Raw genomic sequence first — 20,908 nt, forward strand, 5'->3', positions numbered from 1 at the left:
ACCAGCATATCATTTTTTACATCGCCGTCAGCCGCTATGTGATGCGAGTCGCATTCGGCGACTTCAGGGTGCAAAGCGTCATCTTTCCTCACGCTTTGCGACACCGCTGGCATTCTCGCGGCTTGAATCAGCCTGCATTTTCCGCAACACTGAATTTATGTGTAAACGTTTTCCCGGGAAGTAAGTAAACAGATGGCTACCATTAAGGATGTTGCAAAACTGGCGGGCGTTTCTGTCGCCACCGTATCGCGTGTGATCAATAAATCACCGAAAGCGAGTGAAAGCTCCCGACTGGCAGTTAACAGCGCCATGGAGCAGTTGCAATATCATCCAAACGCCAATGCACGCGCGCTGGCGCAACAATCAACCGAAACCATTGGGCTGGTGGTCGGCGATGTTTCCGATCCCTTTTTTGGCGCCATGGTAAAAGCGGTTGATGAGGTGGCCTGGCAAACGGGAAACTTTTTGCTGATTGGTAACGGTTACCATGATGAAGAGAAAGAGCGCGAAGCCATTGAACAACTGATGCGCCATCGCTGCGCAGCACTGGTGGTGCATGCCAAAAAAGTCCCCGACGAAGAACTGGCCGGGCTGATGAAGCAGATCCCCGGAATGGTGCTGGTAAATCGCTCCCTTGCCGGTTTTGAAAAACGCTGTATTGCACTTGATGACCGCTATGGTTCCTGGCTGGCAACCCGCCATTTAATTCAGCAGGGCCATAATAATATTGGCTTTATCTGCTCGACCCACGCCATTTCCGATACCGAAGATCGTCTGAAGGGCTATTACGACGCGTTGCGCGAACACAATCTGCCGTGTAACGACCGGTTAGTGGCGTTTGGTGAACCGGACGAACTGGGTGGCGAGCAGGCGATGACCGAACTGCTGGGGCGCGGTAAAAACTTCAGCGCGGTAGCCTGCTATAACGACTCGATGGCCGCTGGGGCGCTGGCGGTGATGAGTGATAACAGCATTCGCGTGCCGGAAGAGATGTCACTGATCGGTTTTGATGATGTGCTGGTGTCGCGCTATGTGCGCCCGCGTCTGACCACCGTGCGTTATCCGATTGTCACGATGGCACAGCAGGCGGCCGCACTGGCGCTGGCGCTGGCGCATGGCGCCCCGCTGCCGGAAGTCACCAATATGTTTAGCCCGACGCTGGTGCGTCGTCATTCGGTGGGAGCGCCAGGTTAAAATTTGCTATTAGCGCATAGTGTCGTTGGCAGGCTAATGATAGTGAGGAAGATTAGTCAATATGTGCTTGAAAACACCAACAACATTAGTCAAACTTATGAATTATGATGTTTAGTCTATGTAAGAGTATAAGATTAAATATAGTTCCAGACTCAACAATTATTTTTTTGAAAAGCATTAACATTCAAAGAATAACATTTAACAACAAGGAGGTTTTATCAACAATGGCTACAGACACCTACAAAGGGATTGGAATCTACGTCGTCACTGAAAGGGTCTATAATCGTGAGGCACCCAACTGGCACGGTATAGGTTCAACCATGATGCAAGTGCATAAGATGGTGTATCAGCTCTGCAAAAAACAAGATGTTTACATGGAAGGAGAGATTATAACCCCTGACACCACCACACTTTGGCAGAATTTAAAAATTCTCTTTGGTGCCACTTTGGTAATGAAAGATAGTGTAAAAAAAAGAGCTGAACTTCGTGCTTGAATACAGCGGTTCAAGATTCGTTTATACGCCGTTAGATGGGTTCAAATCAGAGTATATTCCAGAGGTCTTAAAAAAGGGTGGAAAATACCCACGGATAGAATTTTGAGTTTTGGAACCGATCCTATTCCTAACATCACGCTTTTTGGCAATCAAAAAGCAGAGTTCTTTGTTTCGGATGGAGGAAAAGGCACTCCAGAAGCTGCAGCAAAGTACGATTCCAAAATTAAACAGCTTGTCATGGTGCATCCCCGAAATGAGTTGCCTGATTTAATGAAAATATTAAAAAAGGCAGAGAAAAGATGAAATACAAAATCATAACAATTTTCGCAGGGATACTATATTTAATGGCTGGGTATTTCTCGCTACCGTTTATAATGAAATATTTCATTCCTTTCAATATATCAATATCTGACATGCGATATTTTCTTGCTTTCAAATTGGGAGCGTTCGTTTCTTTCTTACTTTCATTTCTCATTGTGTTTTTAGTGAGTTATAAAAGTAAAAAAAGTCACCTTTATTTCTTTACAATTATTTTATATTGTATATTCCTGTGCATATTTTCATATTTTTTCATTACAGAAGGTATGGAATCCGCAGAGCATTATGATGTCTTGATTGATTTCCAAAACATACCTTTCTTTAAAGTCTATCTGGCATCGTTCTTTTCTTCTCTTAGCCTGTTAGTGATTAATATCTATGCTAAAATCCTTAGTTAATATCCTGCGGCGTGGTTTTATGAACTCATTTAATTATGAGGGAAAGGATTCACGCCTGGAATATGTCACATTTGTGTTATTCCAGCTCTGCTGGTTTACGTTATACCTTAAATTTATTACTGTTAATGATACTATCGCCATCCTTCCTCTTTTGCTCTTTATCCTCCCATTACTCTCATCTGCTGTTCGCAGAATTAATGATATTGGTTATTCTAAGGCCGTGATTATACTTCTTATAATTGCACCCTATTTAATGATACCGTTTCTTTTCTTTCCAGCGCCGTTGAAAAAAGATGAGCAAAAAAAATATTAAGCTTTTGATAAATATAGCCATTTATCATCTCACCCTAAACAAGTCGTCCCTTCAGCCCCGCTGCTGGAAGTCACCAATAGCGCGGCCACGTTTGTCTGATATAGCAATAATTGATGCTTTCGCATCTTCGTGCTTTGCATCTGCAACTATGGCATTAATTTCATGTAGCGCCTTATCGCTGGCAGTACCAGCGTTGTGCTGGCGCTGAATCAATGTCTGCATTTTAAGAATGCGTTTATCAACCATCTTATCTTTCCCTTTTAGATTAGGGCTTTCCTAAGCCCCGCTATAACGCCCCGGCTTATGCCACCGTAATAACATGGCGTTCATCGCCACCGCGCTAAGTACCGACCACAGCAATAAGTTGCCAGGCACTTTCGCCAGTGCAATTACAAATACCACCACATCCAGCATCATCTGCGTCTTCCCGGCGTTAACGCCGTAAACCTTCTGCCCCCATAACGTAATCACTCCGGTGCCGCCCACCGAAGCGTTATGGCGCGCCAGGCATAAAATCCCCATGCCGATAATGGTGCCGCCCACCAGCGAAGAGAATACCGGATGGATATAGTCGATTTTCAGCAAGTCAGGGATCACCAGCGAAGCGGCCATTAAGGCAAAATTAACCATTAACGTCTTAAAGGTAAAAGCACCGCCCATTTTCCACCAGGAGAACGCCATAAATGGCAGATTGACGAGGATAAACAGAGTGCCGATTTTCATCGCCACAAAGTACGAAAGCAGCAGCGCAATCCCCGCCACGCCGCCGGTCACCATGCCGGAAAAATGCAGCATATTCAGGCCAATGGAGATAAACATCACCCCCAGCGCAAGGCCATAAACGTCATCCGCAGTGGTATGGGAGATTGATGGCGCCATCATCCCCGTTTTACTTTTTTCATCTCGCATGTTGTTAAGCTGTACCTGAAATCGCTTGATGATACAGACGCACCGGTATATCCGGATAATCCAGTGCATCGCCAATGTAACGCCAGCCAAAGCGCTCATAATAGTCAGCACAGGCGGAATAAAGCCAGATCTCAGGATAATTATGCGCCTGGCACCAGGCGATGACATGCTGTTGCAGCTGCTCGCTTACGCCTCTGCCGCGATACTCCGGTGCGACGTACAGCGCCGCCAGCCACGGAAACAGATCCTGACGGCTGATAAGATCGCAACGCCAGACGCCAACGGTGCCCACCGGCTGCGAGCCTTCCAGCGCGACAAAAGTCAGCGGCAGATGCTGGCCGCTCAGACAGCTGTTAATCACACTGGCATAAAAGTCACGGCTGTTGTCACTACCAAACGCCTGCCATAGCCAGTCGGTAATCAGTTCCCGATGTTCTGGCGCTTCAGTCAGCGAGACAATACGCAGCGCCATCAGATCAGCTTCCCCTGAAAAATCGGTACCGATTCGAACAGATAACCGTCGAAATCCGGCGCATCGGCATCGGATAACTCCAGCAGGGTATTTTTCACATTTTCCAGATGTTGCCACATCGCCTGCCAGGAACCCATCACATCGCGACGGCGCAATGCCGCCAGAATGGTCTGATGATCGCCCAGCCATTTCAGCCGGTAGCTGCGGGTTTCAATATGACTGCGTAACTGCTGCCACAACGGGCTGCTTTCATGATGGCGCCAGACGCTGTTGACGGTATCCAGCAGCATCTGATTTTGCGTCGCGCCCGCCAGCAGCAGGTGAAACATCTTGTCGTTATCCTGGCTGTAGTCATTGATGGCAATCGCCTTCTGCTCCTGCTCCAGCGTACGTTTCAGGTTTTCGATATCCGCTTTGGTAGCCATCTTCGCGGCAAAGGCGGCGATATTGCTCTCCAGCAACTGGCGCGCCTGCAGCATCTCAAACGGCCCGACGTCACTGCGGAAAAAAGCTTCCTCTTCATCGCCACTTTCCGAAGGAATGCGCATCACGTAGACGCCGGAACTCTGCCGGATATCGACGGTGCCTTCCAGTTCCAGCATCAGCAACGCCTCGCGCACAATTGTACGACTGACGCCCCAGGTTTCCGCGATATTACGCTCCGGCGGCAGGCGGGAACCGACCGGATAGTGTCCAGCAATAATCTGCTGACGCAGATCGTGACCAATTTCCTGATACTGCTTTCTCTCTTGCGGAGGTGCGCCCTTATCCACTTAATCACCCTTAACCCATTGACGATGTTGAGAATATCGTCGACCCGCTTCCGCTTCGAGCTGTCACGTTATCCGGGCCAGCACTCCACGTCTGGCCCATCTGCGACGATATCGCCTCTAGTCTACCAAAGCCAGCGCCTGATCGAGTACTTTTGCGCCGTTAAGCGTGCCGTAAGCGACCGAATCGATGACCGCGATCGGGATATGATAGCTGTCGGTAAGTTTGCGATTTTCTTCAAGTTTAAAGCGCACCTGTGGCCCCAGCAGCACCACTACTACTTCGTTGCCATTCTCCTGCAACTCATCCCGCAGATTCTGTTCCGGAATAGCGTAAATCTGGTACTCAAGACCACGTGCCGTCACCTCTTTCTCCATGCGGGTCACCACCATTGAGGTCGACATGCCTGCCGCGCAGGCCAGGACGATTCTTTTCATTATCAGTTCCTTATTTCCATTGATCATCAAGCGTGATGGTCAGCTGATGGCTGTCACGCAGGCTGCGATACCAGTGGGCCGACTTCTTCATCCGCCGCTGGCGCTGGTTGTCCAGATCGATTTCGATTAATCCATAACGGTTTTTAAAAGCATTCATCGGCGAAACATTGTCGGTAAACGCCCACAACATATACCCCTGGCAGTTCGCGCCCGCTTCACGCGCTTTCAGCGTCTGATACAGATGTTCGCCGATAAATTCGATGCGATAGTCATCTTCAATCTGGCCGTCAGCATTGCGGAACTGCGCTTCGTTTTCGATGCCCATCCCGCTTTCGGCGACAAACCACGGGAAGTTGCCGTACTCCTGTTTAATACGCATCGCCATATCAAAAATAATCTGCGGACGGATTTCCCAGCCGCGCGACTGGTTCATGCGGCGTCCCGGCAGTTCAAAATGCTCATAGTAATAAGCCGGATGGAATGGCGTCTGCGGATGCCAGGCATGGGATGGCGCTTTAACGCGATGCGGATAATAGAGATTGATCCCCACTTCATCGACGCGGTAGTCAGCAATCAGTTGCAATTCGGCGGCGTCATACTCCCACTGCACCTGGTGTCCGGCCAGCAAAGCCATCAGCTGCGCCGGATACTCGCCTTTAATCGCCGGGTCAAGAAATACGCGGTTATAGAACAGATCGTACATCTCAGCGGCCTGCACATCATGGGGCGCGCTGGAGCGCGGATAAGTCACTTCCGGATTCAGAATAGTGCCGACTGTGCCCTGATACCCCTGCTCACGAAACAGCTTCACCACTCTGGCGGTCGCCAGGTTTTTATGGTGGTTCCACTGCATCCACTTATGCGTATTCTGCTCATACGGCCAGCGCAACGCATCCAGATAAACCCGGGTTTGCACCACAATCGGCTCGTTAAAGGTGAACCAGCGCGTCACTTTGCCGGCATAACGTTCGAACACCTTTTCCGCATAGCGGATATAGAGCTCCACCACATGCTTCGATCCCCAGCCGCCATACTGTTCCAGCAACACAGCGGGCAGTTCGTAATGCTCAAGGCAGAGCATCAGCTCGATGCCCTGACGCTGCATCTCATCGATCAGCTGGTCGTAATAGCGCGCATACTCTTCATCCACCACCGCATTTTCGTAATCGGTAAGAAAGCGCGACCAGTTAATCGAGGTGCGGTAGTGGGTCAGACCGGTGGCCTTCATCAGCGCCACATCTTCCTGATAGCGATTGATAAAATCGGTGGCCCCCGCCGGACCATAGCCGTTATGCCACACCTGGCGGTCGTTCTTATACCAGGCGTCGATCCACGAGTCCTGCCCCGCTTTCTTGCCGCTCCAGCCTTCGGTTTGCCAGGCTGAGGCGGCTGCGCCGAGAATAAAGTCATCCGGAAGGGTGACGGTTACCTTACTCATGATGACTCCTGTTAGTTATTGGCCAGTTCTGGTTCCAGCGCTTTATCTTCAGCGGCTTGCGCGCGTCGGGCGGCGATTTTGACAAACGGGAAGTAGATCACCACCGACACCAGAATGCAGACAATCTGCGTCACCACCGCGCCCATCGAACCAGCGGTAGAGAGCCAGGCATTGATAATCGGCGGCGTGGTCCACGGCACCATCACCACCGCTTTACCGGCAAAACCGGTAACGGTGGCGAAGTAACCAATCGATCCGGTAATCAGCGGGGTGATAATAAAGGGGATCGCCAGAATCGGATTCAGCATAATCGGCATGCCGAAGATCACCGGCTCATTGATATTAAACAACCCGGGGCCAAACGACAGCTTGGCGATTTCACGCATCTCTTTGCGTTTAGTCGCCAGCATCACCGCTGTCAGCAGACCAATCGTCAGGCCGGAGCCGCCGATGCTCATATACACATCCCAGAACGGCATGGTGATGATATTCGGCGCCTCTTTGCCCTGCTCAAAGGCATTCATATTCACCAGAATCGCCCCCAGCAGCAGCGGCTCACGAATTGGTTTAATCATCTGGTTGCCATGGATGCCGATCACCCAGAACAACTGGGCGACAAACATCAGCAGCAGAATGCCCCACAGGCTCTGCACCACCGACTCCAGCGGCTCCTGCACCACTTTGTACACCGCATCGTAAAGGTACATGCCGGTAATACGGTGAAAGATAAAGCCCAGTGTGGCGATGGCGGTAACGGTAATAATCGCCGGGATCAGCGCGGAGAATGAAGCGGCCACATTGGGTGGCACAGTATCCGGCATTTTGATTTTCAGGCGGTTAACGTTTTCCAGCCGGCAGTAGATCTCCACCGACAGAATGGCAATAAACATACCGAGGAACAGACTTTTGGTATCGGAAAACTGTTTGGCCAGCACATCGGTCACCAGCTGCATCTGGCCACCGACCATCATTTGCAGCGTGGTCGGCGTCACGGCGATAAAACAGATAATCGCCAGTAAGCCGGGAAACAGCGTCTTAATGCCGTTGATTTTGCCCAGTTCAATGCCAATCAGAAACACCGCGCCGATATTCAGAAAGCTGAGCGTGGCGTAGTTAATACTGGTGGTAATCGGCTTTAGTTCAGCAAGGAATGAGAGTGCGGAAAAACTGGCGAGGCCATTTTTCGGATCCAGCACCATATTGGAGATCAATACCGAGAAAGCGCCGACAATAATCACCGGCATCAGGGTAATAAACGATGCTTTGATCGCCATGATATAGCGGTAGCTATTAAATTTGGTGGCGAAACTCCCCAGAGAGTCGATGAGACGATCCTGTAGAGACATGAGTCATACCTCAAAGTAAAAGTGGCGGCATCCGGTTATAGGGTCAGCGGTGATATTCCGTTCACCTGGCATACCAAAATTAACCAGATTGATTTATTTTTCTGTGATTCAGTTCTCGGAACCGTGTTTTGGAATTCCAATACTATGAAATAACATTATTTGGCATACCAATATTGAGGTCAGTATGGATTTTGAACAGATTATGATGGAATTGCTGATTAACGCCGGCGAAGCGCGATCCCATGCGATGAGCGCCATCCAGTTTGCCCGCAAACGCGAGTGGCAGAACGCGGACGATGCGCTGGCGGCATCAGTGGCAGCAGCTAAAGCCGCCCATCAGATTCAGACCTGGTTGATTGGCGCTGATGAAGGGGTGGGGAAAGTACCGGTGACGCTGATCCTGGTGCATGCACAGGATCATTTGATGAATGCGATGCTGTGCCGCGATCTGGCCGAAGAGATTGTATTGCTAAGGAAGGAGATATTTGCTGAGGTTTAACACGGGCGGCGAGAACGCCGCCACTACGGCAGCTCTGTTGCAGGGGCGGCGTTCGCCGCCCGTATTCCCTATTGATGATTCAGATCTCTAACGCCAGCAGCTCGGCAAAGGTCTGCCGACGGCGGATTTCGCGCGGCTGGCCTTTTTCAAACAGCACTTCCGGCAATAGCGGGCGAGTGTTGTAGTTGGAAGACATCGACGCGCCATACGCGCCGGTATCATGGAACACCAGGTAATCGCCAACCTGCACCGCTGGCAGCGCGCGGGTTTCCACCTTGCCGCCTTCCTGCTGGGTGAAGACATCACCGGATTCGCACAATGGCCCGGCCACCACGCTGTCGATAGTCTGCTGCTCATCGATCTGACGATTATCGCCAGCGATGGCCGAAATATGATGGTAACTGCCGTACATTGCCGGGCGCATCAGATCGTTAAAACCAGCATCCACCAGCACAAAGTGACGGCTGCCCATCGCTTTAACCGCACGTACCTGCGAGACCAGCACGCCGGACTCCGCCACCAGGAAGCGTCCTGGTTCAATTTCCAGCTTCACGGCATGACCAAGGTGGGCGGCAATACGCGCGCGCGCGCCATTCCACAGACCATAATAGTGCCCGGTATCGATCGCTTCTTCGCCATAGTGATAAGGAATCGACAGACCGCCACCGGCAGAAATCGCCTCCAGATCCTGGCCGAAGCTGACCACCTGGTCGACCATCGCATCACATACCTGCTCCAGATGACCATAATCAACACCTGAACCGATATGCATATGAATGCCGACCAGTTGCAGACCATGCTGCTGGATCGCCGTCAGCGCGAGGGTTAAATCGGTATACCAGATGCCATGCTTGCTGTTTTCGCCGCCGGTGTTGGTTTTCTGGCTATGGCCATGACCAAAGCCCGGATTAACCCGCAGCCAGACACGATGGCCGGGTGACACCGCGCCCAGCTGATTAAGCATATCGACAGAGCCGACATTGACGGTTATTTTTTTCTCCGCCACGCGCGCAAGGGTTGGCGTATCAAATACATCGGCAGTAAACACAATTTCATCGTCGCCCGGCTGGAACCCGGCAACCAGCGCCCGCTCAATTTCACCCAGCGATACCGAGTCCACCTTTACCCCGGCCTGACGCATCAGACGCAAAATATGAATATTCGAGCAGGCCTTCTGCGCAAAGCGAATCACATCGAACTGCTGCAGCTGAGCGATACGCGCCTGAATGATATCGGCGTCATACGCCCAGACCGGGCAGTCGTACTGACGCGCCAGAGTAAGCAGATTGTTATGGTTCAGTGCGGTTTGATTGTTATCGAGCGGGCGTGGCATGGCGATTCTCCTGTAGTGATGCGCTTATTACGCCACAGGCCACTCTTGTTGAAAAATATCTGTTTAATCCATGTCTATGCAAATATGATATGGCTTTCAGCGGCGGAAGCGGAACATGGCCAATATTAACCTGCGTCATATCGAGATTTTTCATGCGGTGATGACCAGCGGCAATCTGACTGAAGCGGCCGCGATGCTGCATACCTCGCAGCCGACCGTCAGTCGCGAGCTGGCACGCTTTGAAAAGCTGATTGGTTTACAGCTGTTTGAACGGGTGCGTGGCCGTTTGCAACCAACGGTGCAGGGGTTACGCCTGTTTGAAGAGGTGCAGCGCTCATGGTACGGACTGGATCGCATTATCGATGCGGCGGAAGGGCTGCGCCAGTTTCGTCAGGGCGAACTCTCCATCGCCTGCCTGCCGGTGTTCTCCCAGTCTCTGCTGCCGCTGTTGTGCCAGCCATTTTTGCAGCGCTATCCCGATCTGAGCCTGAATATTATTCCGCAGGAGTCGCCGCTGCTGGAAGAGTGGCTGTCGGCACAACGTTACGATCTGGGACTGACCGAAACGACCCTCACCCCGGCAGGAACCGATCGTATTGAACTGCTGACGCGTAACGAAGTCTGTGTGCTACCGCGCGGTCACCGGCTGGCGGATCGCGCCGAACTTCAGCCGCAGGATTTTGCCGACGAGAACTATATCAGCCTGTCACGCAGCGACAGCTACCGTCAGCTGCTGGATAAACTGTTTGCCGCCGAGGGTGTGCAGCGGCGGATGGTGATGGAGACCCACAGCGCCGCTTCGGTCTGTGCGATGGTCAAAGCGGGCGTGGGTGTCTCGATAGTGAATCCGCTGACAGCGCTGGATTACGCTGACAACGGTGTGGTGATTCGACGCTTTAGTGTCGATGTACCCTTCACCGTCAGCTTAATCCGGCCACGCCATCGTCCGGCATCGGCGCTGGTCGATGCCTTTAGCCAGCATCTGCAACAGCATATCAGCCTGTTCAGCCAGCGCCTTGACGCCTTACTGGCTTAAGCGCTGACCGTCTGCGTCTGACCGCCTGCACCACGGAAGGTAATCAGGCAGACAATCAGCCCGATCACCGCCAGTACTGCCGCCGCGACCGGCACCGCCGTCAGACCATAGCCGCCGCCAATGACTGCGCCGCCTACCCATGCGCCAAGCGCGTTGCCAACGTTAAATGCCGAAATATTCAGGGTCGATACCAGATTCGGTGCATCTTTACCGTGGCGCACCACGTTAATTTGCAGACCCGGAACGGTGGCAAAGGTAGCCATCGCCCACAAGAACAGGGTGATTTCCGCCAGCCACAGCGCATGGCTGGTCCAGCTAAACAGCAGTGAGAAGATGGCGATCAGCGAGAAACTTAAAATCAGGCTGAAGGATACGCGCCAGTCCGCCAGTTTGCCGCCGAGAATATTACCGACCGTCAGGCCACCACCAATCAGGAACAGCGTCCAGCTGACACCACGATCGCTTATGCCGGTCACCTGCAGCAGCAGCGGAGCAATATAGCTAAACAGGGCGAACATGGCGGCGGCGAAAAACATCGTCATTGTCAGCGACAACCACAACTTACCGTTTGCCAGCGCACCAATTTCACTCGCCAGATGGACCGGTTTTTCCTGTTTATTTACCGGCAGGCTGATAATCAGCGCGATAAACGCCAGCACGCCAATCACCGAAACCGCCCAGAAAGTGGCGCGCCAGCCAAACAGCTGACCAAACCAGGTGCCGAGCGGTACGCCCAGCACATTCGCCAGCGTTAAGCCGGTAAACATCAGCGCCACTGCCGATGCCTGTTTCCCCGGCGCCACCAGACTGGCGGCCACAACCGCGCCAATACCGAAGAAAGCGCCGTGACACAGGGCGGTCACCACCCGCGCCAGCATCAGCAGGTTGTAGTTGTAGGCCAGCGCACAAAGAATATTGCCGATAATAAAGATCGACATCAGCAGCACCAGCGTACGCTTACGCGGCAGTCTGGCCGTCAGCAGCGCCATAATTGGCGCGCCGATCGCCACGCCCAGCGCATAGCCGCTGATCAACCAGCCAGCGGATGGAATCGATACCTGCAGATCCTTCGCGACTTCGGGCAGCAATCCCATAATCACAAACTCAGTGGTGCCGATAGCAAACGCACTTAACGCCAGCGCCAGTAATGAAACGGGCATATCACTCTCTCCCAAAAATTAAACCATTTGATAATGCAGGCAGGATGTTTCTGAAAATAAATCCGCTTTCAGGGCCGGTTTTTTATCGTGCTTACAATTTGATCTCTGTCACAACGCTATTAATAGCATAGCTAACAATTCAGTTACACCCCGCATGGCGCAAGGGTCTGTTGCTGCACAAGCAATAATCGCGGTCAGCGATATTCAGAAAATCGTCATGAAAAATACACTTTTGACAGGTAGCCTGGATTAACGTCTGATGGAATTTTTATTCTAATTTCCGTTCTAAACTTTATCAATTCTTAACATTCCGCGCTAAGATTGATCTCAGTTTCGGCTTTTTGGCAAATGAAGCGTTGCCATCTTCGTTGAAATCTTTAGGCTTTGGCGCAAATTCAGCTTTAAAGAATATGGCCGTTCAGCCGATACCTTGTACATGGAACGTGCAGGTTAATAGTAACGTTGCTTGATAATCAACGTCGGGGAGACAAAATGCGACTGGTTACATCCTTAATGATGTTTTTCCTGAGTGGATGCTCAGTAGGGAATTATCAGTACAGCAAAGAAGCTGAAAAAAGGGTCGATATGACGGTAACCGGTATCCCGACAGTTATGGGCATCGGCACACTGGGCACCACCATACCCTTAACATCACAATACAGCCTGACCGCCGCCCATGTGGCGAAATTCTCAATGTATAAAGTGAAAGCCTACCATCCGGAATGCGACCTGGCGGTGGTTTACCACAAGAACGACGAAGCCAGTCTGCCACCGAGCTTCCGCAATGGCAGAATGGGCGACAAAGTCAATCTGTATGGATACAGCTTTATTTCCGCGATGCCGGTAGCTTCAAGCGGCACTAACCTGATCAATACCGGGTTAAAAAATAAGTGGAATAAGCCGAGTTGCGTGGTGGTTGCCGCCAATGCCGGTGTGGTGCAAGGTATGTCCGGCGGCGCGGTGTATAACGCCTCAGATGACAGTATCGGCGGCGTGATTGTTGGCTACACCAGTGAGGTGAACGACAATAAAACCGGCAAGACGCTGTATAAAGATGTGGCGCTGTATGTGCCCTACGCGCGCTTTAAGGACTGGCTGGATACCGCGCTGAAATCTTAAGCGACACGGGCGGCAACAAATGTCGCCCATTTTTCAGTCAGCCAGCATAAATGTCACCGCAGCCTCGGCGTGGAGCGCAGCGGTATCAAAAACCGGTAACGGACTCTGTGCGGCGCTCAGCAACAAGCCGATTTCGGTACAACCAAAAATCACCCCTTCCGCGCCCTGTGCCTGTAGCTCAGTAATCACCTGCTGATAGTACTCACGTGACTGCGCGCTAAACTGACCAAGACAGAGTTCATCAAAGATAATCTGGTTAACCTTTTCTCTGGCGGCGGCATCCGGCACCAGCGTCTCAATGCCTGCCTGCTGCGCCAGCCGGCCACGATAAAAATCCTGCTCCATGGTATAGCGCGTGCCCAGTAGCGCCACTCGCGAGAGACCACGCTGTTGAATGGCCTGCGCGGTGCTATCGGCAATATGCAAAAACGGTAAGCCACTCTGCTCCACGATGGCATCGGCCACTTTATGCATGGTGTTTGTACAGAGGACAATCCCTTCCGCTCCGGCGGCCTTGAGCGTCAGCGCGGCATCCGCCAGCATCTGTCCGGCCTGCTGCCATTCACCACTGGCCTGACAGCGCTCAATATCATGGAAATCCACGCTATACAGCACCAGTTTTGCCGAATGCAGCCCACCCAGCTGGTGTTTAACTCCCTGATTAATCATCCGGTAGTAAGGCACGGTCGATTCCCAGCTCATGCCACCAATCAGTCCCAGCGTCTTCATCAGTTATCCTTTTTCACTGGCGGATTTAATGCATCCGGCAGGCCATTATGCGCGCCAAACTGCTGCTCTGGCGCATCGATCCAGCGATCTTCGCGCGTCGCTTCATACACCTGATTTTTCGGGTAGAAGATGCGGTTTTCCGCTTTATTCGCCTCACCAATTACTATCAGGCGTGCTTCGCGATCGCTGTTATTGATAAAGGTGTGGCAGATGCCGGTACCGGCGGGAAACGCCACGGCGTCCCCCGGTTGCAGCGCAAACATCTCGCCATTAATCCATGCGTGCGGATGTCCTTCCAGCACATAGACAAACTCTTCTTCCGCACTCTCCGCGTGTGGATATGACATCCGCCGCCCGGGTAACAGACGCTCATGGTGAATGCCAATCCGCGTCAGTCCCAGCCGGTAACTGAGTACGGTGCCAATCGACATTAATTCATCACTGTCGGGATAATGTTCATTATCTTCTCCCTCCAGTTCACGCCAGTTACGGATAAAGTCAGGACGGTTTTTGTGAGTCATTTTTTACTCCTCACCGATATGCGAACATGTTCAAAATTTGATATCTGTCTGCATCACTAAAATACTGTACGCCATCCCCGCAGGTAAAGGCTGAAAAAACGGCAAAAAAAAAACGGCCAGCATCAGCTGACCGTTATTCGCATACGAAGCGCCCGATTACTTACTGGTTGGACGCAGCGCCGGGAACAGGATCACGTCGCGAATGGTGTGGCTGTTAGTAAACAGCATCACCATACGGTCGATACCAATGCCCAGACCGGCAGTCGGCGGCAAACCATGTTCAAGTGCGGTGACGTAATCTTCATCATAGAACATCGCTTCATCATCACCGGCATCTTTAGCATTCACCTGCTGGGCGAAACGCTCAGCCTGATCTTCCGCATCGTTCAGCTCAGAGAAGCCGTTACCGATTTCACGCCCGCCGATAAAGAACTCGAAGCGGTCGGTGATTTCCGGGTTGTCATCATTACGACGCGCCAGCGGTGAGACTTCGGCCGGATATTCGGTGATAAAGGTCGGCTGAATCAGATGGCTTTCTGCGGTCTCTTCGAAGATCTCCGTTACGATGCGGCCCAGACCCCAGCTCTTCTCAATTTTGATGCCGAGCGAGGTAGCGATAGCCGAAGCTTTTGCCAGATCGTCGAGGTCTGCCAGATCGGTTTCCGGACGATAGCGCAGAATCGCTTCTTTCATCGTCAGTTTTTCGAATGGCTTACCGAAATCAAATTCCTGCTCACCGTAAGGCACAACGGTGGTGCCCAGCACATCCTGCGCCAGGGTGCGGAACAGGCTCTCGGTCAGTTCGATCAGATCGCGATAATCCGCATACGCCATATAGAGTTCCATCATGGTGAACTCAGGGTTATGGCGTGGCGAAATACCTTCGTTACGGAAGTTACGGTTGATCTCAAACACCCGGTCGAAGCCCCCCACCACCAGACGCTTCAGGTACAGCTCCGGGGCAATACGCAGATACATATCAATATCCAGCGCATTATGGTGGGTGATAAATGGACGCGCAGAAGCGCCGCCCGGGATCACCTGCATCATTGGCGTTTCAACTTCCATAAAGTCGCGGCCAACCATAAACTGGCGAATACCAGCCATGATCTGTGAACGCACTTTAAAGGTGTTGCGTGATTCGTCATTGGCAATCAAATCAAGGTAACGCTGGCGATAACGGGTTTCCTGATCGGCCAGACCGTGGAATTTGTCCGGCAACGGACGCAGCGCCTTGGTCAGCAAACGCAGTTCGCTACAGTGAATCGACAGCTCGCCGGTTTTGGTCTTGAACAGCTTACCGCGTGCGCCGAGAATATCGCCTAAGTCCCACTTCTTGAACTGCTCGTTGTAGTGACCTTCTGGCAGATCGTCGCGCGACACATACAACTGAATACGGCCACCCACATCCTGCAGGGTAACAAATGACGCTTTACCCATAATGCGGCGCGTCATCATACGGCCAGCAACGCTGACTTCGATGTTCAGATCGACCAGTTCTTCGCTCTCTTTAGCGTCAAAGTCGGCATGCAACTGGTCAGAAGTGCGGTCGCGGCGGAAATCGTTCGGAAACGCCACGCCATTGTCACGCAGCGCGCTAAGCTTTTCGCGACGCGCTTTCAGTTCGTTATTAAGCTCAACTGCGGCATCAGCAGCACCCTGCGGTTGTTGTTCAGACATGTCGGTTCCTTATAACCCTGCTTTCAAACTTGCTTCAATAAATCGATCCAGATCGCCATCCAGTACCGCCTGGGTGTTACGTGTTTCCACCCCGGTACGCAGATCTTTGATGCGTGAATCATCAAGGACGTAAGAACGAATCTGGCTGCCCCAACCGATATCTGACTTAGTCTCTTCCAGCGCCGCTTTTTCAGCATTTTTCTTCTGCATTTCCAGCTCGTACAGCTTCGCCTTCATCTGCTTCATTGCCTGATCTTTGTTCTTATGCTGAGAACGGTCATTCTGACACTGGGTCACGGTATTGGTCGGGATATGGGTAATACGCACTGCGGATTCAGTCCGGTTAACGTGCTGACCACCCGCGCCGGATGCGCGATAGACGTCGATACGCAGATCGGCCGGATTGATTTCGATATCAATATCATCATCCACTTCAGGATAGATAAAAGCAGAGCTGAATGAAGTATGGCGACGGCCGCCGGAGTCAAACGGGCTTTTACGCACCAGGCGATGCACACCGGTTTCAGTACGTAACCAGCCAAAGGCGTAGTCGCCGCTGATTTTCAGCGTGGCGGATTTAATCCCGGCCACATCGCCATCAGACTCTTCAATAATTTCGGTTTTAAAGCCTTTGGCTTCCGCCCAGCGCAGGTACATACGCACCAGCATGCTGGCCCAGTCCTGGGCTTCGGTGCCGCCGGAACCGGCCTGGATATCGATATAGCAGTCAGCGCTGTCGTATTCGCCAGAGAACATGCGGCGGAATTCCAGTTCGCCCAGCTTTTTCTCCAGCCCATCCAGCTCGCTGACGGCTTCATTAAAGGTGTCTTCATCGTCGGCTTCAACCGCCAGTTCCAGCAGGCCCGCCACATCTTCCAGGCCTTGCGTCATCTGGTCGAAGGTTTCGACGATCGCTTCTAACGTTGAACGCTCTTTGCCCAGCGCTTGCGCACGCTCTGGATCGTTCCAGACGTCAGGCTGTTCAAGTTCGGCGTTTACTTCTTCGAGGCGTTCTTTCTTAGCATCGTAGTCAAAGATACCCCCGAAGAACGTCGCTGCGCTCCGTGAGATCCTGAATACGGTTTTTTACCGGATTAATTTCAAACATGGTTAAGAATCTTTTAGTCAGGGATGTCTGTAATATAACGGGGCAGTTTAACTGAATTGCGGCGAGGTTTGTAGCGTTGATGCTGTGAACGGGAGCCGAAAACGGCTCCCCTACGGTTTTTCAGAGAGCCCGACGTCGGGGCGGCGTTCTCGCCGCCCGTGTCGATGATTTGCGCCGCCCTAATTTACAACGGCCACAGATGTTCAATAATCAGCTGCACATTGCGGTTGCCGCGAAACTCGTTTACGTCGAGCTTATAGGCCAGTTCAACCTGTTTAACGCTCGGGTCTGGCCACAGTGCGGTATCGATATTAAAAGCGATGCCATCCAGCAACGGGCCGCCGCCGAGCGGTTCGATCATCACTTTTAAATGACGCTCGCCCACCAGCCGCTGTTGCAGCAACTTAAATTTGCCATCGAAAATCGGCTCCGGGAAGGCCTGTCCCCACGGGCCAGCTTCACGCAGCAGTTCCGCCGTCGCCAGCGTCAGCTCCTGCGCCGCCAGTTCGCCATCAGACCAGATCACGCCCTGCAATGCGTCAGCATCCAGCCATTCGCCGACCAGTTCGGCAAAACGCTGGCTAAACTCCGTAAAGCGCGCCTCTTCCAGTGACAGCCCGGCCGCCATCGCGTGACCACCAAACTTCAGCACCAGTCCCGGGTGCAGCGTATCGATACGCTCCAGCGCATCACGCATATGCAGGCCGGAGACCGAACGTCCGGATCCTTTTAACGTGCCGTCACCGGCAGGTGCGAAGGCAATCACCGGACGATGAAAACGCTCTTTCAGCCGCGAGGCCAGAATGCCGACCACGCCCTGATGCCACTCGGGATGATACATGGCGATGCCGAGCGGCAGCGCTTCGCTGCTGCGCTCCAGCTTGTCACATAAACTTAGCGCTTCAGCCTGCATGCCCTGCTCAATCTCTTTGCGCGTCTGATTCAGCGCATCCAGTTCATGCGCCAGCATCCGCGCCTGTCCGACATCTTCCGTCAGCAGTAACGCCACACCGACCGACATATCATCAAGACGTCCGGCGGCATTCAGACGCGGTCCGAGAGCAAAGCCAAGATCGCTGGCGGCCAGCTGCCGTGCGTCACGAGCGGAGATCTCCAGCAACGCGCGAATACCCGGACGGCATTTCCCGGCGCGAATACGGCTCAATCCCTGCCACACCAGGATGCGGTTATTGGCATCCAGCGGCACCACATCGGCCACGGTGCCCAGCGCCACCAGATCCAGCAGTTCGGCAAGATTGGGTGCTGCCAGCCCCTGTTCAAACCAGCCCTGATCGCGCAGATGCGCGCGCAGCGCCAGCATCAGATAGAAGGCAACACCCACTCCGGCCAGCGAGCGTGACGGAAATTCGCAGTCAGCAAGGTTAGGGTTAACGATAGCTTCAGCTGCCGGCAGGGTTTCACCTGGCAGGTGGTGATCGGTAATCACCACCGGAATACCTTTCTGATGGGCGTAAACCACGCCCGCCAGCGATGAAATACCATTATCAACAGTGACGATCAGCTCTGCGCCGCGCGCCGCCGCCTGCTCCACCACTTCCGGACTCAGGCCGTAGCCATCTTCGAAACGGTTCGGCACCAGATAGTCGATATTGCGGCCACCCATACTACGTAACGCCAGCACGGTCAGCGCAGTACTGGTGGCGCCATCGGCATCAAAATCGCCGACAATCATAATACGTTTATGCTGCGCCAGCGCCTGATGCAATATTTCCACCGCGCGCTGAATGCCGCTTAACGACTGAAAAGGCAGCAGATATTTTGCACCGCGCTCCAGCTCACTGGCCTGCCGGATACCGCGATGACGGTATAAACGGCGTAACAGCGGATGAAGTTCTGCCGGAAGTTGCGCCGCGTCCTCCGCCTGTCGGCGACGAAGTTGAGTTGGTTTATTCACTGAAACTTAACCACCACGCTTCTGACCATCAAGCATCTGCTTCATCTCTTTCGGTCCCTGATAGCCTGGCACCATCATGCCGTTTTCCAGCAGAATGGCAGGCGTCCCCTGGATGCCATACAGCACGCCGAGTTTGTAATGTTCATCGAGGTTGATTTTGCAGTCGATTGGCGACACTTCTTCGCCTTTCATCGCCGCATCAAAGGCTTTGTTGCGATCCGCCGCGCACCAGATGGACTTCATCTCTTTTTCCGTCGGGCTGTTCAGCCCCTGACGCGGGAACGCCAGATAACGCACGGTAATCCCCAGCGCGTTATAGTCCGCCATCTGCTCATGCAGCTTGCGGCAGTAACCACAGGTGATGTCGGTAAAGACGGTAATCACATGCTGCTCTTTCGCCGCCTTATACACGATCATCTCTTTCGCCAGCGCGTCGACTTTTTTCTCCAGCAGCTTATTGGTGACATTCACCGGCTGCGCGCCGCTGACGTCATACAGTGGCCCCTGAATAAAGTGTTTACCGTCGTCAGAAACATAGAGCACGCCACTTTCGGTCAATACGGTTTTGGTGCCCGCCAGTGGCGAAGGTTGAATTTCAATTTGCTGTAAACCCAGCTTCTTTAGTGACGCCTGAATGGCCGCATCATCGGCCTGAGCAACGCCAGTCACTGACGCAATCAGCAGTGATATCAGCATAAAACGCTTTTTCATATTGGTCCTTAATCTTTAACTTTCACACCGGCGCTTCAGGCGCGCGGATGATGCTTTTGATGTAACTGGCGCAGCCGCTCGGTGGCGACATGCGTATAAATTTGTGTCGTCGACAGATCGCTGTGGCCTAACAGCATCTGTACGACACGTAAATCAGCGCCGTGGTTCAGCAGATGGGTGGCAAATGCGTGGCGCAGTACATGCGGCGACAATTTTTCACTGTCGATAGCCGCCAGCGTCGCATAATACTTAATCCGATGCCAAAAAGTTTGCCGTGTCATATGCTGAGCACGGTTGCTGGGGAACAATACGTCGTTAGTCTGACCATTCATCAGCCACGGGCGGCCATACTCAATAAACTGCTCAATCCAGTGCACCGCCTCTTCGCCCAGCGGCACCAGACGTTCTTTATTGCCTTTACCGATCACCCGCACGACTCCCTGGCGCAGGCTGACATCGCCGAGATTTAAGCCTACCAGTTCTGAAACGCGAAGTCCGGTGGCGTACAGCAGCTCCAGCATCGCTTTATCGCGCAGCTCAATCGGCTGATCGGTGCCAGGCGCCTGCAACAGCCGCTCAATCTGGGCTTCAGAGAGATCTTTAGGCAAGCGCTGCGGCAGTTTTGGTGACGAGAGCAGCGTACTGGGATCGTCATCGCGCTGCTTTTCGCGGTAGAGATACTGAAACAGCCGCCGCATCGCACTCAGCAAGCGCGCCGAACTACTGGCTTTGTAGCCTCCCTCCAGCCGTTCAGCGAGAAAGGATTGCAGATCCGCCGCGTCGGCGCTTAGCAACGAGCGCTTATGATGCTGTAACCAGCCGGCCAGCGCCAGCAGATCAAGGCGATAGGATGCCAGAGTGTTCTGCGCAAGATTGCGTTCAATCCATAGCGCATCGAGAAACTGCTCAATCAAATCGGTATCTGGCACGACTTTCTCCGGCGCTTTATCAGTGAGCATTTGTGCTCATTATGCCTGATCCGCGCCCGGTTCTGATACAATCGGGAT

23 protein-coding genes are annotated in these 20,908 nt (G+C 52.8%); 7 read left to right on the forward strand and 16 right to left on the reverse strand.

What is annotated here, in order from left to right; genetic code table 11:
• Nucleotides 1-192: 192 nt before the first annotated feature.
• From galR to J2125_RS06700, 4 genes are all read left to right on the forward strand, one after another.
• Nucleotides 193-1,194, forward strand: a complete 1,002-nt coding sequence (galR, locus tag J2125_RS06690) for an HTH-type transcriptional regulator GalR (protein ID WP_017803551.1) — start codon at nt 193-195, stop codon at nt 1,192-1,194.
• Between the two features lie 224 nt (nt 1,195-1,418).
• The gene (locus tag J2125_RS24945; RefSeq protein ID WP_241764049.1) at nt 1,419-1,688 is read left to right on the forward strand and encodes a hypothetical protein; all 270 of its coding nucleotides are present in this window, start codon (nt 1,419-1,421) and stop codon (nt 1,686-1,688) included.
• Nucleotides 1,689-1,790: 102 nt separating this feature from the next.
• Complete coding sequence (locus tag J2125_RS24950; RefSeq protein ID WP_241764048.1) at nt 1,791-1,991, forward strand: ADP-ribosylation factor GTPase-activating family protein; 201 nt, start codon at nt 1,791-1,793, stop codon at nt 1,989-1,991.
• A gap of 432 nt (nt 1,992-2,423) precedes the next feature.
• Nucleotides 2,424-2,717 carry a DUF805 domain-containing protein gene (locus J2125_RS06700; RefSeq protein ID WP_017803549.1) on the forward strand — a complete coding sequence of 98 codons (294 nt, stop codon included), beginning with the start codon at nt 2,424-2,426 and terminating at the stop codon, nt 2,715-2,717.
• A gap of 51 nt (nt 2,718-2,768) precedes the next feature.
• Here the strand turns inward: J2125_RS06700 and J2125_RS06705 are convergent, their stop codons facing one another.
• From J2125_RS06705 to J2125_RS06735, 7 genes are all read right to left on the reverse strand, one after another.
• Nucleotides 2,769-2,963, reverse strand: a complete 195-nt coding sequence (locus J2125_RS06705; protein ID WP_017803548.1) for a hypothetical protein — start codon at nt 2,961-2,963, stop codon at nt 2,769-2,771.
• 30 nt (nt 2,964-2,993) lie between these two features.
• Nucleotides 2,994-3,626 carry a YitT family protein gene (locus J2125_RS06710; RefSeq protein ID WP_017803547.1) on the reverse strand — a complete coding sequence of 211 codons (633 nt, stop codon included), beginning with the start codon at nt 3,624-3,626 and terminating at the stop codon, nt 2,994-2,996.
• A gap of 4 nt (nt 3,627-3,630) precedes the next feature.
• A complete protein-coding gene (locus tag J2125_RS06715) occupies nt 3,631-4,098 on the reverse strand; it encodes a GNAT family N-acetyltransferase (RefSeq protein WP_017803546.1) in 468 nt (155 codons plus the stop codon).
• Nucleotides 4,098-4,871, reverse strand: coding sequence for an FCD domain-containing protein (locus J2125_RS06720; protein ID WP_017803545.1), 774 nt, complete (start codon nt 4,869-4,871; stop codon nt 4,098-4,100). Before J2125_RS06720 ends, J2125_RS06715 begins: the two co-directional genes overlap by 1 nt.
• Nucleotides 4,872-4,988: 117 nt before the next feature.
• Nucleotides 4,989-5,306, reverse strand: coding sequence for a PTS sugar transporter subunit IIB (locus J2125_RS06725; RefSeq protein ID WP_017803544.1), 318 nt, complete (start codon nt 5,304-5,306; stop codon nt 4,989-4,991).
• Nucleotides 5,307-5,316: 10 nt separating this feature from the next.
• Complete coding sequence (locus J2125_RS06730) at nt 5,317-6,744, reverse strand: glycoside hydrolase family 1 protein (RefSeq protein WP_017803543.1); 1,428 nt, start codon at nt 6,742-6,744, stop codon at nt 5,317-5,319.
• A gap of 11 nt (nt 6,745-6,755) precedes the next feature.
• Nucleotides 6,756-8,090 carry a PTS sugar transporter subunit IIC gene (locus J2125_RS06735; protein WP_017803542.1) on the reverse strand — a complete coding sequence of 445 codons (1,335 nt, stop codon included), beginning with the start codon at nt 8,088-8,090 and terminating at the stop codon, nt 6,756-6,758.
• A gap of 184 nt (nt 8,091-8,274) precedes the next feature.
• On the opposite strand from J2125_RS06735, the gene J2125_RS06740 reads away from it, so the two are divergent.
• Nucleotides 8,275-8,589 carry a PTS lactose/cellobiose transporter subunit IIA gene (locus J2125_RS06740; protein ID WP_017803541.1) on the forward strand — a complete coding sequence of 105 codons (315 nt, stop codon included), beginning with the start codon at nt 8,275-8,277 and terminating at the stop codon, nt 8,587-8,589.
• A 79-nt stretch (nt 8,590-8,668) separates the two neighbouring features.
• Here J2125_RS06740 and lysA read toward each other — a convergent pair whose 3' ends face one another.
• Nucleotides 8,669-9,922: a diaminopimelate decarboxylase gene (lysA, locus tag J2125_RS06745; protein ID WP_017803540.1), complete on the reverse strand. Its 1,254-nt coding sequence runs from the start codon at nt 9,920-9,922 to the stop codon at nt 8,669-8,671.
• A gap of 115 nt (nt 9,923-10,037) precedes the next feature.
• On the opposite strand from lysA, the gene J2125_RS06750 reads away from it, so the two are divergent.
• Nucleotides 10,038-10,958, forward strand: coding sequence for a LysR family transcriptional regulator (locus J2125_RS06750; protein WP_017803539.1), 921 nt, complete (start codon nt 10,038-10,040; stop codon nt 10,956-10,958).
• Here the strand turns inward: J2125_RS06750 and J2125_RS06755 are convergent.
• The gene (locus J2125_RS06755) at nt 10,955-12,118 is read right to left on the reverse strand and encodes an MFS transporter (protein WP_017803538.1); all 1,164 of its coding nucleotides are present in this window, start codon (nt 12,116-12,118) and stop codon (nt 10,955-10,957) included. The genes J2125_RS06750 and J2125_RS06755 overlap by 4 nt on opposite strands.
• A 492-nt stretch (nt 12,119-12,610) precedes the next feature.
• On the opposite strand from J2125_RS06755, the gene J2125_RS06760 reads away from it, so the two are divergent.
• Complete coding sequence (locus tag J2125_RS06760) at nt 12,611-13,237, forward strand: hypothetical protein (RefSeq protein WP_026112053.1); 627 nt, start codon at nt 12,611-12,613, stop codon at nt 13,235-13,237.
• A 33-nt stretch (nt 13,238-13,270) separates the two neighbouring features.
• Here J2125_RS06760 and J2125_RS06765 read toward each other — a convergent pair whose 3' ends face one another.
• The 7 genes from J2125_RS06765 to xerD form a co-directional block, all read right to left on the reverse strand.
• Entirely contained in the window at nt 13,271-13,966 is a 696-nt protein-coding gene (locus J2125_RS06765; protein WP_017803536.1) for an amino acid racemase, read from the reverse strand.
• A complete protein-coding gene (locus J2125_RS06770) occupies nt 13,966-14,487 on the reverse strand; it encodes a cupin domain-containing protein (RefSeq protein ID WP_017803535.1) in 522 nt (173 codons plus the stop codon). The genes J2125_RS06765 and J2125_RS06770 overlap by 1 nt, the downstream gene beginning before the upstream one ends.
• A 156-nt stretch (nt 14,488-14,643) precedes the next feature.
• A complete protein-coding gene (gene lysS, locus J2125_RS06775) occupies nt 14,644-16,167 on the reverse strand; it encodes a lysine--tRNA ligase (protein WP_017803534.1) in 1,524 nt (507 codons plus the stop codon).
• A 9-nt stretch (nt 16,168-16,176) separates the two neighbouring features.
• Nucleotides 16,177-17,275 (reverse strand): peptide chain release factor 2 gene (prfB, locus tag J2125_RS06780; protein WP_100229665.1). Its coding sequence is split into 2 segments (ribosomal slippage): nt 16,177-17,199 and nt 17,201-17,275, totalling 1,098 coding nucleotides; the frame shifts between segments, so codons are not numbered across the junction.
• A 184-nt stretch (nt 17,276-17,459) separates the two neighbouring features.
• Nucleotides 17,460-19,190 carry a single-stranded-DNA-specific exonuclease RecJ gene (recJ, locus tag J2125_RS06785; protein WP_017803532.1) on the reverse strand — a complete coding sequence of 577 codons (1,731 nt, stop codon included), beginning with the start codon at nt 19,188-19,190 and terminating at the stop codon, nt 17,460-17,462.
• A 6-nt stretch (nt 19,191-19,196) separates the two neighbouring features.
• On the reverse strand, nt 19,197-19,901 hold the full coding sequence (gene dsbC, locus J2125_RS06790) for a bifunctional protein-disulfide isomerase/oxidoreductase DsbC (protein ID WP_017803531.1): 705 nt from the start codon (nt 19,899-19,901) through the stop codon (nt 19,197-19,199).
• Nucleotides 19,902-19,936: 35 nt separating this feature from the next.
• A complete protein-coding gene (xerD, locus tag J2125_RS06795) occupies nt 19,937-20,860 on the reverse strand; it encodes a site-specific tyrosine recombinase XerD (RefSeq protein WP_017803530.1) in 924 nt (307 codons plus the stop codon).
• Nucleotides 20,861-20,908: the final 48 nt, after the last annotated feature.

This window comes from Winslowiella toletana (genome assembly GCF_017875465.1).
In the GTDB taxonomy this organism is placed as follows: Bacteria; Pseudomonadota; Gammaproteobacteria; order Enterobacterales; family Enterobacteriaceae; genus Erwinia; species Erwinia toletana.